Raw genomic sequence first — 13,974 nt, forward strand, 5'->3', positions numbered from 1 at the left:
TGATATTCCTCTCTTCTGTATGTTTATCTACAATTTAAGTATAGTCATTTCCATTTGGAAAGTATCTATACATATATGTTTTTTTGTATGATTTGTTTATGATACTTAAATATAGCAAGTTCAGAAATCACCAATATCTGCATAAGCTAATATTTTTGCTTTGTAACTGTTTTCAAGGAAGTTTGTGGATTTACCCCATACCATTTGTCCAGAAATTTCATAAAGTGGAAAGAAAGGAGGTTCTTCATGTGGCAAAAGTTATCGTTTATGATGTATATAGCGAAGCTTTAGAAGTTTTTGATTTGAGTGAAAATGACACTATGCCATATGTGTATGGTGATACCATGCGGGTAAGTGAGTTCCGTGGTTCTTCACGTTCTAATGTTTTATGGACGACGAATGCTGCCATGGAATCCTGGAACGCGACAAGACGATCTTATGGCGCTCCCATTCCCTTTCGTTATGCCTTTAAACGTATATGGGAAGGCGGGCATGGCAGACAGTCCCAGCATTATGCAGGGGTATCCTTTGATGTCGGTCAGGCATTGTCGCAAACACAGCGAAATCGGATATGGAATGTCGCAAAGAATCTAGGTGTTTGGGTATATGTAGAGCCTATTTCAATGACACCGACATGGGTTCATTTCGATAAACGTTATGGCACTCCTGCGTGCAGTGCTGGTTATCCTACCCTGCGACAAGGCAGTCGAGGTGTGTATGTGCTCATTTTACAAGATGCTTTAAATGCTTTAGGTTATAGCACACAAACATTGGATGGCGCCTTTGGAAGTAATACTCGCGCCGCTCTTATCGCTTACCAACGTAATAATGGATTAACAGCAGATGGCATAAGTGGTTGCGGAACATGGACACGTCTTGTGAATGAAGTAGTAGGTATTGGCAGAACACCTACAGTTATTGATCCTTAATAAAAGATTTTTTATCTTAGTATTTTTTCATGAGTAAAGGGCGATAACATCGCCTTTTTATAAATTATGAAAGCATTTAATTATAGAATAAAACGCAAAACTACTCGTCTAAACCAAGATAGTATTTTAATGTCAATAACTTTTTGCATTCTATATTTAACAAGTAGCCTTATCCAGCCTATTGCATTTTACATTAATCGAACGTTTAGATATAACATCTTCCCATTATATTTAAAATGTGGTTATTCTAGATGTGACACTTACTTTTTACTAATTTCTTTATATCCTCTACATGGACCTCACTTAACACACGGTAATGTATCCAACCACCATCTCCACAGGCATATTTTTGATCAATATAGGCTTGTGTATATGATTCTACCTTATCATAAATGGATTCAAATTGTTGATTCGTAAGACGAATCATTACAGTAAAGGCATCTTTTTCAGGAAAAATATTACAAATCAACTTGTTCTTTTTCCGAAATGCAATTCCCCATCCATAATGATTTCCATAAGGAAAAACGATATCATAGGTTATATCAGAATATTGCATTAACCATGAATGCAATATTGTGAATAAGGAAGATGCTTCTCCACAATATGCTTTCATTGCTTCTATAGTAGGTTTATTTTGTTTTTCTAGCATTCTTTCATACATAAAATCAGTTCCTTTATCATTTTTATATTATCCCTGCATTCATAATTATAAAAAGCACATGATTTCTCACATGCCTAAATACTGACGTAATTCTTTTGCATCATCACTATATTTCTCCGCAATATCCAACCCAATTTTCTGTGTACGCACAAGCTTAGCTAACGCAAAATTCAATGTCTGCATGCCATCTTTTGCCCCTGTTTGAATCTGCGAATTGATCTGATGTACCTTATTATCACGAATCATACTGCTAATCGCATCATTTCCAACCATAATTTCCAAAGCAGCTACTCTGCCTTTTCCATCTAGTGTTGGAAGTAATTGCTGTGTGATTACCGCACGTAAGATTCCTGATATCTGCATACGGATCTGTTCCTGTTTATGAGGAGGAAACACATCAATGATACGATCAATTGTTTTAGCTGCACCAATCGTATGTAAGGTGGAAAATACTAAATGTCCGGTTTCCGCCAAAGTAACTACTGCTGCTATCGTTTCATAATCACGCATTTCTCCAACTAAAATAACATCCGGATCTTCACGCATTGCACTGCGTAATGCCGTATCAAAGGAATCAACATCACGTCCGATTTCACGTTGATGAATCAAAGCTTTCGAGCGTTCATATAAATACTCTACTGGATCCTCAATCGTTAAGATATGACAATCTCTACGCTCATTGATATACTGCATGATAGCTGCCAATGTGGTAGATTTCCCACTTCCGGTAGGACCTGTCACTAGTACTAAACCACGTGGTTCCATTGCTAACTTCTTAAGAACATCCGGCAGCATCAATTCCTCTAAAGAACGAATACGATTATCAATGATACGTATAGCCGCTGCTAACTTATCCTGTTGTCGATATACATTTACACGTTGACGTTCATGCTTTTGATCAACATACGTAAAGTCAATATCTTTTCCCTGTTTCAACTGTTCCATTTGCAAATCATTCAACATGGATAAGATCATTTCTGTTGTTTGTGCATTATCAAACTGTTTAGGAAATTCAATCAGCTTTCCATTTTTACGAATCATTGCCGGACCATCTACATTCAAATGTAAATCACTGCATCCATTCTCACGCGCATATTGCAAAGCTTCTTCAAGTAATTGATTCATAAAGCCTCCTAATCAGAGTATACACTGATTTTACGTAATTCATCAATCGTTGTTAAACCATCTTTCACAAGCTGTATTGTTTCTTCACGCAGCGTTCTTAAATTTTGACTTTTTTTCACATAAGCATAAATATCATCAATATCTTTATGACTGGATATCATACGTCGCATTTCTTTATCAATCAAAATAATTTCATGCACTGCGGTTCTGCCTTTATACCCTGTCTGGTTGCATTGATGACATCCTGCTCCACGATACATATATTCGACATCTTCACCAAGTTCTTCACGTTCAAGCGCCGTTGTTCGTATCTTTTCTTTACAATGTGGACAGATTGTTCTAACCAAACGCTGTGAAACACTACCAATTAAAGAATTGGCTACCATATACGGCTCTACCCCCATATCCTGCAAACGAACAATCGTACTAATTGCATCATTGGTATGTAAAGAGCTTAATACCAAGTGTCCGGTGATTGCTGCTCTGACAGATATAGAAGCGGTTTCTCCATCACGTGTTTCACCAACCATGATAATATCGGGATCCTGTCGCAATAATGCACGCAATCCCTTTTCAAAGGTCAAGCCTGCCGCATTATTAATCTGCATCTGATTGACACGTTCAATGTTTTTCTCCACAGGATCTTCGATCGTTGAAATATTTACCTGACGTTTTGCCAAAGTTTCCAAAATCATATATAACGTCGTTGTTTTCCCGCTTCCGGTAGGCCCGGTTAAGTATATGATACCATGCGGCATTTCCATCATCTTGCGCATCTTTTGATAATTTTCTAAATTCATACCATATTGAGTATCATTCAGAATTGGCGTATTGCTATTTAAAAAACGTAAAACGGCCTTTTCTCCATACACTGTAGGAATGACAGATACACGAAGGTTCATCTTCGTACCTTCTAAGGTCGTAACAAAATGACCATCCTGAGGAACACGTTTTTCAGCAATATCCATATTTGCCATGATCTTGATACGCACAATAAGAGATTGATGTAGATTCTTTGCCAGCTGAACATAATCAATGATCATTCCATCAATACGCATACGTACCATGGTTTTATCTTCAAATGGTTCAATATGAATATCACTTGCATTTGCATTATACCCTCTTGTCAGCAAAGAGCTAAACAGTTTAACAACCGGTGTATCATCTTCTTCAGAATTAAATAATTCACTTTCATCAAATTCAAAAGAAACAACATTTTCATTTGCCACACTGGCAGCTTCACGTGCCTTGATTTCCGCATAATAATAATCAATCGCTCGTAGAATTTCTTTCTTTTCACTTAAGCATATAGCAAGATTCATACCTGTAACTAATCGTACATCTTCAATGCCATAGAAATTCAATGGATCACTGGTAACCACCGTTAAGCGTCCATTATTCTCAGAAATCGCAATCAGATCATACTTTAATGCTAAAGTCTTTGGAATCTTTGCTACGGCATCGACTTCGATTTCTACATTGTTCATATCAACCAATGGTTCATTTAACTTATCACTCAATGCTTTTAACATCTGTTTTTCGCTGATAAAGCCTAAATCAATCAAATGCTGACCTAAACGTTTTGATCGATCTTTCTTCTGCTCGGCAAGTGCTGTTTGAAGTTGTTCTTCAGAGATATAACCATATTCTTTTAATACTTCACCTATTGGTATATTTTTCATAAGAGTGCGTCCTCCTTATTATTTATGATATTGTTATCTTCTTATACTAGAAGAAAAGTAAAGAACAGGAAATTGAAAAGAATTACCACCAAGTTGTTCTACATGCTGGAGCGCTGATAGTATCATTATTTATGTCAATTAACTCCCATCCAGCTTGTCCTTTTGCAACCATATCTTTAGGATGTTCTCCAGTACTTACCCAGGCGATATTCACACGGTAATAGTTTCCATCAACATCTTTAACAATATCTCCCTCAAAATAAGAACTATATTCATCAAAATCCTCACTTATTTTTTTCCAGTAATTACGACTATTTGCATTTGATCCAGGAGGATCTTTTTGTAAATGACCCCAATTTAATTCCACATGATATATAAAACGATATATTTGACCCTCATAGTACACATATTCACCTGGATAAATCCATTGTCCACCTTCCCATTCTAGAAGTTTACTTGAGCAACGTTCATATTCACCCGCTACCGTTTTACTACTGTTATCTGTAGGAGTATCTTCTTCAATTTTACATGTTTTCCGTGGAATATCTTCATATTTAATATACTTCCAAGTTGCATTATCATTGGGTCCACCTGTCGGAGCATATGGTGTCCCTTTTTCAGTTGGAGAATAATCTCTAATCTTGATATAATAATAACCACCATTCGCAGGGTATTTCACTACATCACCTTTTTCATAAGCACTAAAAGTTTGCCATACGCTCGGTATACTAGCATAAATAATACTTTTCCATGCCCCATCGTCATTATGATTAGGATCACTCTGTGAGTTATTTATATCTACTATAGCCCTATACCAACTGCCAGAGCCCTGAGGAAACTCAACAAAAGTACCTTTTTTAAAATTCTTACCTTTACTCCAAGTATCAGTATTAGAGTCATTTTTACAAGCGATTTCCCCTCCAACAGTTCCATCATAATCTGTATCATCCGGTTCTTCTTCACCACCGCCACTAGATTCTTTATTTTCAAATTCACCATTGCGGTAATAAATAATATGGTCTGTCAAATTTTTTGTTTCCGCCTGTAAAGGATTTGCATTTTTATTATGTTCCATATTCAAAAGTTCTAATGTTGTTGAAGTTTTATATACTTCTTTTTTCTCGCTATCGTTATTCTTATAATAAATGAATTTCAAATCAAGTCGATTTTCATTAAAACCCTTAGCACTTATTTCTAATATTCGTCTATTATAAAAATCATCATTATATGCTTCACTATCTGTTGCGTCAACATGACCGAGCATTAATCTACCATCTTTGACATAAAGCCATTTCCAATCATTTCCCTCAGGTCTTTCTTCATTACTTTTTAAAACCTTTACATCACTTGCATATAACAGCTGATCTCTTACGAAATCCGCCAATAGATCTAAAGATTGTTTATCCGCATCTGTTGTGGCAGCTTTATTAAAATACCCTAGAGAGTTCAAAATTAAAGAACCAGCAATCATCATAACTAAAGAAGAAATAAGCAAAGTCACAATGATTTCCATTAAAGTAAAGCCTTTATTATTAAGTTTTTTTGACTTCATAGTTATTTCTCCTTCCTAACGTCATCACGAATTTACTGAAATCCAACAATCATCAATATTTTCACCATCATAGTTCTCATCAGGATCTAAGACATACCAACCTGAATTTTGTTTCTTCACTTCTTTATGTATAAAATCCTGAAAATCATCATACCTTTGTTCTGTTGCCCCATTTACAGATATATAAGTGTCATGATAATAAGCACCACTAAACATCTTATCATCATAAACAATCGCAACTGTAATATTGGAAGGCTTACAATACCATTTATTATCTAAATAATTATAAATAATTGAAATATTATCGACGTTTAATTCATAAGGAGAATATTCATAATATTTATTAGTTGTCGATAAATATATCAACTTTTCATTACTACAATTTGTTGATATCGTCTTATTTTCCCAAGCATAAAACGCATTTATATAAAATGGTTGGCTTTTATATTCAGAAGGCAATAGTTCATTTGGAAATGGTTGAATTTGATAAGTATCTTTTAAATTTTTAAAAACATGATCATTATAGCCATCTCTTTTACAAGTACTTTGATTTAATCCACAACTCTTTGTTTCACTATCATTTAATGTAGCATATAGATCATTTCCTATATTTACACTATCTTTATATACATCAAAATCCTTTAACGGAGTGGTGCTCTGTTTAATTTTAGTGATTGCTTTTAAAACGATATCTGCACCGTTTGTACCTGTATACTCATTATAGGTAGCTTGTACTTCTATATCATCAACACCATTATCAGCATGCAATATATAAGAGGCATCTTGATCTTTTTTATTCACCTTTACTTTATCTTTAACTTCTTGATTGCCTTCGATAAAGGAAAACATCTCATTGCTAGCTGTTTTAACTTTAGCAGCTTTGCCCATTCGTTGAATAACACCATTGAACCCTGCCGCAATCGTTATAGAGGAAATAGACAGAATCAAGATAGCGACAATCATTTCAATTAATGTAACACCTTTATTGTTCATACCTATAACCTCCTTCTCATTTTAAGCTATTTATCTGCTATATTTTCTTCTACAAAGCTACTTATTAAATTATCATATATAATTCTTCTATTTTCGGGAGTCCCACTATTCAATTGTGCCATGCTAAGATAATCATTATTCCCCCATTGATTTACTCTAAAATACCAGTGTTGCGTAATTGGATCAAAAACTAAAATTGGTTTCCAATCAGAAACAGCACCACTTTCCGTTGCCGTTGCATAGATGAAACAGACAGGCTCGCCATCTACTACACCAAACATTACATGAGCATATAATTGCGAACCAGCTAATGATTTTGGCAAGTTAAACTCATCCATATTCAACTTTGGTGAAGAACCATTCATAAGCACTTGATAAATATAAATTCGTAATTTATCGTTATTAAATGTTAATCCATCTGTTACACTTATACCATGTTTCTTATACTCTTCTTGCATTGCCGCTTTATCACCATTCTTAAAATAAGTGAAAATTGTATCAATAGAATCATATGTATCCTTACCTGTTTGAATATTATATGGTAATTGAACTTCTTTACTGCCTTCATAATATTTAATCAATGTCCAATTTTTATTTGATTCAGTTACAAGTCTTTTTAAATCCGCACTTATGGTACATGTCTTACTAGCATAAGTTACAGTTCCACTAATCGTTAAAAAGACATATTCAACATCATCTACCGTTTTAGTAGAAACACTCAATGTCAATGATTTTAATTTACCTAATGCTTCTGGGAATGTATGTTTTCCATTCACCACGTCATTGATCGTCGTAGTCACACTATTTGTACCATCTGGAATTAACTTTATATAATCTGAATTTTTATTCAGAATATTTTCTGTAACATTTGTCACAACACTCTTAGCAGAAAGATAGGCCTGCCTTTCTATATTCTTTTCAACTGAGCGATTATAGTAAGAATATGCAATCGTCATTGAGGCTGCAATAACAATCTCAAGAACCATAACGACAACAATTGCCCATAATAAAGCTGAGCCTTTTTTATTGTCTTTCATATTCTCACCTCCTGCTTTATGACAGCATAAATAATTTAAAAGTTACCATCATGCTATTTGATTTTTCATCTTTTGAAACGACACTATTGTAATTCACGCTTGCCACTTTTAAAGATTTCATTTTATTCGCATCATTTATCATATTCTGCAAATTTAAGACAGTTCCATCTACGCTTAATGAAATGTTATACACTTTGAGGATGTTTTTCTTTTTTTCTTTTGTACCGTCCTCATTTTTATTTTCATCTTTTTTCTCAATGGCTTTTAAACTTTCCTTATAATTAAGAATTTCTTCTTCACTAACATCTGTAATACTCAAGCTTGTTGGTTCTAAATAATGATCTATAGCTAATTTCGTGATTATTTTATCAACATCTTCTTTTTTCAGATTGTCATAAAATTTTGCCTTTATCGCTTTTAACTCTTTGCTAGCCTCTTTTATTTCTTTATCAAGATCATCATATCGTGGAATAGATGCTTTTGTACTAATCAATTCCATTTCTGCAGTATCTTTTTTTGCTTGCAAATCCGTATGTTTTTCCATCGCTGGCATAATTAAATAAAAGAATCCACCTACAACGATGATGATACATAATAATATATACAACAATACTTTTTCACGTTTTGTTAATGTCTGTTTCATGTTTCATCACCTACTTCAATGTGCACAGAATAGTCGCAGTATAAACTTTCTGTGTTTCTGGTTGTTGTTTAATAGTTTCTTGTTGTTGTGTCTTATTCAAATTTTCTAAAAGTTCCATCAATGCCTGAGCATCGCTTACATTCTTATTCGTCTGTTTATTATCTGTAGCGTCTTGCTTTTTACTTACAGTATCATTGTTTGCAAGTATTTTTTCATTCTGTACATATCCAGAATAATTAACCGCCGCAAATAAATCGGTATTTTTTAACCTTCTCACAAATTGTTCCGTGGAGTTTACATTCGTGCCTTCGATTTGCAGGGTAACAATTTGCGATTCTCTTGTATAATTAAAGCTAGTAACAGTAATATCTACATCACTTGCCAATAAAATTTTATCAAAAGTATCCTGACTAAGTTCCGGATAGGATTGAATATCTTTTTTAAATTTTTTATAAGCAGCAATATCTCTTTTTACTGTTTGTAAGGAATTATAGCGTTCTAGGTTAGGATCATTCGCAATTTGTTCTTGTATTTTTGTAGTTTGTTGCTTTAAATCTTCTGTTTCATTTTCTAATTGATGATTTGATAACGTAAAGTAAATAAATAAAGCTAAAACTACGATCAGCATACCTGATGGTAATGCCGCATACTTTAAAGCTCCTGTATATTTAGGTGTTTCTTTTTTCTGCTTATAAGCAGAAAGCAAATCAATATCTTTCTTACTAAGCTTACTTGCCATTTCAGGTACACCTCACTTTCTAATCAGACATCCGACAGTAAATACATAATCGTGTAACTGAAATGCCTTTTCTCTACTTTTATCTGTTATGTATATAATTTTTGAATTGGGAAATTCTTTTGCTTCAATATCAAGATTTTCCCTTATATTCTTAAATACCTTTTGTTCTTCTTCGTCATCTAAGCCACAAAAATAAGCCGTTTCAATAGTATACTGACTCCGTTTCGATTTGCTGAATTGTATCAATTGTGAGATATTACTATTCATTTCCATAATAAATTCATAAGTTCCTCGATCAGAAAATAAACGTGTACGATTTGAAAAGGTATAATGGTTATTCTCAAATAAATAACTGGATACATTATTTCCATCAATAACAGATATCACATAGGTTTTATCCGCCATATCAACTAATTCATTTGTTAACTTTTGCAATGCGTTTACAGAAATATCAATCCCTTTTAAAGTGATTTCTGCATTTTCAAACAGTTCTATATAAGAAACTAACAGTTTTCGCTCAATCGCGCAACATAAAATTTCTCCACCTTTTCTGCCATCTTCATATTTGGGACGTAACACACAGTAATCATATACCAAATCTTCATAACTGCCTTCAATATCTGATAATTCATCTCTTGTGATTTGCAGCAATTCTTTCTTTTTTAAAATAGGTACATCTACATTTTTGGTAAGAATCTGTCCGCTGTCTATCAACAATCTGGCAGTCGTTATCCCATTACTTCTCATTTCCTTTAAGATTTCCAAAATAGGGGTATCATCCGTAATAACACCATTAATCATAGCACCTTCTGCTAACGGATATTCGCGGAAAGCATCCACTTTGATCATATCTTCTTTATCATTAGAGCCGCTGATTAGCTGTACTCCATGTGAAGATATATAAATAACATTTTCCTTTCCCATGCTACTTCCTCCCATCTTTATCCAATTGTTGGATTCTGATACATTTGATAGATTGGTAATAATACTGATAACATAACACATAATACGATAAGTGCTAAAAAGATAATCATAATTGGTTCTAGCATAGCAACCATTTTTTGTGTTGCCATTTCTGCCTCATAGTCAAAATCATCTGCTAATGATGATAGCATATCCTCTAGCTTACCGCTCTCTTCGCCAATATAGATGGAACTTGCTAATTTTGCATCAAAACCATCAATTTTTTGAATACTTTGAGATAAAGAAGTACCATTACGTACCATGCGAATAACTTGATCAAATTGTGATTCTATATATTTATTTCCAATATTATCTTTTACGATCATTAAGCCATTAATAATAGATATCCCACTTGTATATAAGGAACACATATTTCTGGCAAATCTTGATGTATAAATCGTTCCTAATAATTTACCTAATTTAGGAAATTTCAATTTCATTTGATCCACTTTGTATCGTATTTTTTCAACACGCAACATACCTGCAATCAAGGCCACCATACACAACACACCAATAAGCATCCAATACCAATAAGCAAGCATTGCTTCACTGATTGCATTTACAATTTTGGTGATCATAGGAAGTTCCATACCATTAAAGACCTTAGAGAAACTTGGAATGATAAAGGTGAATACTCCAATTACAACAAAAATGGTAACACATATCAGAATAATAGGATAAATCATCGCATTACGTACTTTACCTTTTATTCGATTATCTTTTTCATATTGTAAAGCCATCGTCATCGCAACACGTTCCATTTGACCGCTGGTTTCACCAGTTCGATACATATTAATCATTAATTCTGGAAAAGCTTTTCCTTGCTCTTCCATAGCATATGATAATGTCATACCCTGTTGCAGCTTTCGATAGATATCTGTATAAATAGCTTTGATTTTAGGATTTTTTTGTCTCTGCACTAAGATTGAAATCGCACGTATTAAACTTACTCCAGAGCCTATCATCGTTCCTAATTGACGTGAGAAATCTGATAATTCCTTCAATTTTAGTATATAAGTGTTTTTTTCAATATTCGTAACATCTTTACATTCTATTAAAAATTTGCCGTCACTACGCAGAAAAGCGGCAAGCTCTTTACGATCATTTGCCTCCATCTTGCCGGTTATTTTTTTTGCATCCATATCTTTTGCAGTATATTTAAACGTAGCCATGATCGTCACCTCGTTTATTTTAAACCAAACATAGATAAATACGTATGTATGATAAATTCACTATACATTAATGATACCACAATTCCAAAGCATAAATAAGGACCAAACGCAATATGTGCGCCTTTTTGTGTTTTTTTAGTTATCAATAACCAACTTGCATAACAGCCACAAGTTAAAACACCAATAAATGCTCCTAAAAGTATGCCTTTCCATCCAATCATAAAACCTGAAACAGCCAATAATTTAATATCCCCACCGCCAAAGCAATCAGGAATCATTAAAGTTAAAAGATACATTGGTAAGGATACGATAAAAAAGCCAATACCTCTTTCAAGCAACGTGATTTCAGGATGTAAAATAGTCATCAGAACAGCCGGTACTACCAATGCGATAATAAGACCGTTTGGAATAGTCATCGTATCAAAATCAATCATTGTTATTGCCAAAAAAATCATGATAACAGAGAAGATGATAAGGGTATCCCATGTGAATTGATAACGATGAAAGCAAAAGATTGCAACACCACCACCAAGAAATTCTATGATCGTATCTCGCATGGGAATTTTAACACCACAATAACGACATTTCCCTTTCAAAAGGAGATAACTGAAAATAGGAAATAAATCATACCACGCTAATGTATGATGACAATTGGGGCAATATGATCTACCCTTTGCCACAGACAAACCTTGAGGTACGCGCCAAATCACGACGTTGATAAAGCTGGCAATACATATACCGATTAAGAATGCATATACGTAAAATATGATAAGTATCTTTTCCAACTTTATCCCTTCCTTTCTATAAAGTGAAAGCCTCTATTTACCATAGAGGCTTTGAAAAAGCATTTTTTATTCTGTAGGCATTGGATGAGTGTCATCAACCGGAACAAATTCAGCTTGTTTGTTTGCAGTGATAGAAATGTATTTACTAGTGATATCTTTTACGGCAAAATCACATTTCTCAATTTTCACATTGCCTTTTGTTCCACTCAAAGTACATTTTGAGACATTGATATCAGATTCGGAAGCTAAAATTCCCGCATCTGCTTGAATTTTTGCAGCTGTCAAATCATAATCTCCAACTGGTTCATCTTTTCCGTTTTTATTGGTCACAATGCCTTGAGCACCAATATAATATGCTCTAGCGTCAGATAAATACCTCTGCTCTTTTGCCTTATTGACATATCCCAATACACTAGGTACTGCAATAGCAATCAGAATTCCCATAATTACCAATACTACAATGATTTCAATCAGCGTAAAACCTTTCTTGTTTCTTTTTAAACTCTACATTTTAAACATCTCCTTTATTTATGATGTCAATGTGACATACATCTTCTTTACTATCTTATCATAAGAGAATAGAAATTGGAAATTTTTTTCTAACTTTTTCTTTTTATCAACGGAAAAGGATAATTTCCTTAATAATTCCATTTGTTTTGTAAGAATAGCATGTTAATTTATGCAGTTTGTATAAGATTGATTTATACTAAAATAACAAAAAGTTATCATTTATTTATTTTTAAAGGTATACATGCAGATAGCTGCTGCTACAGCTACATTCAGTGATTCAAAAGTATCCATTTCGATATATACATTTTGATCTGTTTGGCATAATATTTCTTCCCGGACGCCTTTTCCTTCATTCCCCATGATAAGTGCATGACGTTTTTTTGGATGAACTTGTGATAAAGGAATTGCTTCATGTAATGAAGTTCCATAAATTTTATATCCCTTTTCTTTAAGCTCTTCTATCGCAGTAAGTAATTCTGTACGAATAATATTTAGATGAAAAAGTGCTCCTTGTGTAGATCGAATAACCTTTTCATTATATACATCTACTGAGTTTTTAGATAGCAATATTGTTTGATAGGAAAAAGATAAGGCAGTGCGTAAAATCGTACCAAGATTTCCGGGATCTTGAACACCATCCAGAATGATGATCTTATCTGATGTGAGTGCTTGCTGCTCAGGAAAATGACAAACCGCCATTACCCAACTTCCTGATACACTATCAGTTAATTTTTTTAAAATTTCTCTTGTAACATAGTATACGGGATATTGTTCATAAGGTATGTTTTTCCCTTGTTCAACAAGAATACATTCAATAAGGCCAGCCGTATGCGCTTCTTGCAGTAAATGCTCACCCTCAATCAAAAACTTTTGATCTGCATCTCGATACTTTTTTTCTTTGTATTTTGCCCACTGTTTGATTTTCGTATTTGTCAATGATGTTATTTCCATAGTTTTCTGTCCTCATTCTTCTAATTTCATTTGCTAGTTTTTAATATCTAAAATCTGTTAAGCCTCTGAATAACTTGTGCCTTTTCATAAAGGCTTAAATCATTCAGATAAACATCATGTTTCGGATGTTTATTGCCATGAATACTTTTTATCTATTTTAACATAAAAATGTCAAAATCGTATAAAAATAATGATTCCTCTAGAACAACCCAAAGAACTGTAAAAAAAGGCT

General features: G+C 33.7%; 14 protein-coding genes. 1 reads left to right on the top strand and 13 read right to left on the bottom strand.

All coding sequences use genetic code 11. From position 1 onward, the window contains the following. Positions 1-248 precede the first annotated feature (248 nt). Positions 249-929, top strand: a complete 681-nt coding sequence (locus KJS44_RS08335) for a peptidoglycan-binding domain-containing protein (protein WP_008687987.1) — start codon at positions 249-251, stop codon at positions 927-929. Between the two features lie 247 nt (positions 930-1,176). Here KJS44_RS08335 and KJS44_RS08340 read toward each other — a convergent pair whose 3' ends face one another. The 13 genes from KJS44_RS08340 to KJS44_RS08400 form a co-directional block, all read right to left on the bottom strand. Next, complete coding sequence (locus KJS44_RS08340; RefSeq protein ID WP_008687986.1) at positions 1,177-1,590, bottom strand: DUF3788 domain-containing protein; 414 nt, start codon at positions 1,588-1,590, stop codon at positions 1,177-1,179. 66 nt (positions 1,591-1,656) lie between these two features. Next, on the bottom strand, positions 1,657-2,715 hold the full coding sequence (locus tag KJS44_RS08345) for a type IV pilus twitching motility protein PilT (RefSeq protein WP_008687985.1): 1,059 nt from the start codon (positions 2,713-2,715) through the stop codon (positions 1,657-1,659). An 8-nt stretch (positions 2,716-2,723) separates the two neighbouring features. Continuing rightward, complete coding sequence (locus tag KJS44_RS08350; protein WP_008687984.1) at positions 2,724-4,397, bottom strand: GspE/PulE family protein; 1,674 nt, start codon at positions 4,395-4,397, stop codon at positions 2,724-2,726. Positions 4,398-4,479: 82 nt separating this feature from the next. Continuing rightward, positions 4,480-5,949: a PulJ/GspJ family protein gene (locus tag KJS44_RS08355; protein ID WP_008687983.1), complete on the bottom strand. Its 1,470-nt coding sequence runs from the start codon at positions 5,947-5,949 to the stop codon at positions 4,480-4,482. A gap of 24 nt (positions 5,950-5,973) precedes the next feature. Next, entirely contained in the window at positions 5,974-6,942 is a 969-nt protein-coding gene (locus KJS44_RS08360) for a pilus assembly FimT family protein (protein ID WP_008687981.1), read from the bottom strand. A gap of 26 nt (positions 6,943-6,968) precedes the next feature. After that, on the bottom strand, positions 6,969-7,979 hold the full coding sequence (locus KJS44_RS08365; protein ID WP_008687980.1) for a hypothetical protein: 1,011 nt from the start codon (positions 7,977-7,979) through the stop codon (positions 6,969-6,971). Positions 7,980-7,995: 16 nt separating this feature from the next. Then, positions 7,996-8,622 carry a hypothetical protein gene (locus KJS44_RS08370; RefSeq protein ID WP_008687979.1) on the bottom strand — a complete coding sequence of 209 codons (627 nt, stop codon included), beginning with the start codon at positions 8,620-8,622 and terminating at the stop codon, positions 7,996-7,998. 10 nt (positions 8,623-8,632) lie between these two features. After that, entirely contained in the window at positions 8,633-9,361 is a 729-nt protein-coding gene (locus KJS44_RS08375; protein ID WP_008687978.1) for a GspL/Epsl periplasmic domain-containing protein, read from the bottom strand. Positions 9,362-9,373: 12 nt separating this feature from the next. Beyond that, positions 9,374-10,285 carry a type IV pilus biogenesis protein PilM gene (pilM, locus tag KJS44_RS08380; protein WP_008687977.1) on the bottom strand — a complete coding sequence of 304 codons (912 nt, stop codon included), beginning with the start codon at positions 10,283-10,285 and terminating at the stop codon, positions 9,374-9,376. 17 nt (positions 10,286-10,302) lie between these two features. Further along, positions 10,303-11,496, bottom strand: a complete 1,194-nt coding sequence (locus tag KJS44_RS08385) for a type II secretion system F family protein (RefSeq protein WP_008687976.1) — start codon at positions 11,494-11,496, stop codon at positions 10,303-10,305. Positions 11,497-11,510: 14 nt separating this feature from the next. Further along, positions 11,511-12,281, bottom strand: a complete 771-nt coding sequence (locus KJS44_RS08390) for a prepilin peptidase (protein ID WP_008687975.1) — start codon at positions 12,279-12,281, stop codon at positions 11,511-11,513. Positions 12,282-12,347: 66 nt separating this feature from the next. After that, positions 12,348-12,755: a type II secretion system protein gene (locus KJS44_RS08395; protein WP_081484681.1), complete on the bottom strand. Its 408-nt coding sequence runs from the start codon at positions 12,753-12,755 to the stop codon at positions 12,348-12,350. A gap of 255 nt (positions 12,756-13,010) precedes the next feature. Continuing rightward, a complete protein-coding gene (locus KJS44_RS08400; RefSeq protein WP_008687973.1) occupies positions 13,011-13,742 on the bottom strand; it encodes a TrmH family RNA methyltransferase in 732 nt (243 codons plus the stop codon). Positions 13,743-13,974 lie beyond the last annotated feature (232 nt).

The sequence above is a fragment of the Longicatena caecimuris genome, assembly GCF_018406465.1.
Taxonomy (GTDB): Bacteria; Bacillota_I; Bacilli_A; order Erysipelotrichales; family Erysipelotrichaceae; genus Longicatena; species Longicatena caecimuris.

Bases quoted from the DNA above. Each gene is read 5' to 3' on its own strand.
- KJS44_RS08350 (WP_008687984.1), bottom strand. From the start codon at position 4,397: ATGAAAAATATACCAATAGGTGAAGTATTAAAAGAATATGGTTATATC.
- KJS44_RS08365 (WP_008687980.1), bottom strand. From the start codon at position 7,979: ATGAAAGACAATAAAAAAGGCTCAGCTTTATTATGGGCAATTGTTGTC.
- KJS44_RS08345 (WP_008687985.1), bottom strand. From the start codon at position 2,715: ATGAATCAATTACTTGAAGAAGCTTTGCAATATGCGCGTGAGAATGGA.
- KJS44_RS08360 (WP_008687981.1), bottom strand. From the start codon at position 6,942: ATGAACAATAAAGGTGTTACATTAATTGAAATGATTGTCGCTATCTTG.
- KJS44_RS08370 (WP_008687979.1), bottom strand. From the start codon at position 8,622: ATGAAACAGACATTAACAAAACGTGAAAAAGTATTGTTGTATATATTA.
- KJS44_RS08385 (WP_008687976.1), bottom strand. From the start codon at position 11,496: ATGGCTACGTTTAAATATACTGCAAAAGATATGGATGCAAAAAAAATA.
- KJS44_RS08375 (WP_008687978.1), bottom strand. From the start codon at position 9,361: ATGGCAAGTAAGCTTAGTAAGAAAGATATTGATTTGCTTTCTGCTTAT.
- KJS44_RS08340 (WP_008687986.1), bottom strand. From the start codon at position 1,590: ATGTATGAAAGAATGCTAGAAAAACAAAATAAACCTACTATAGAAGCA.
- pilM (WP_008687977.1), bottom strand. From the start codon at position 10,285: ATGGGAAAGGAAAATGTTATTTATATATCTTCACATGGAGTACAGCTA.
- KJS44_RS08355 (WP_008687983.1), bottom strand. From the start codon at position 5,949: ATGAAGTCAAAAAAACTTAATAATAAAGGCTTTACTTTAATGGAAATC.
- KJS44_RS08400 (WP_008687973.1), bottom strand. From the start codon at position 13,742: ATGGAAATAACATCATTGACAAATACGAAAATCAAACAGTGGGCAAAA.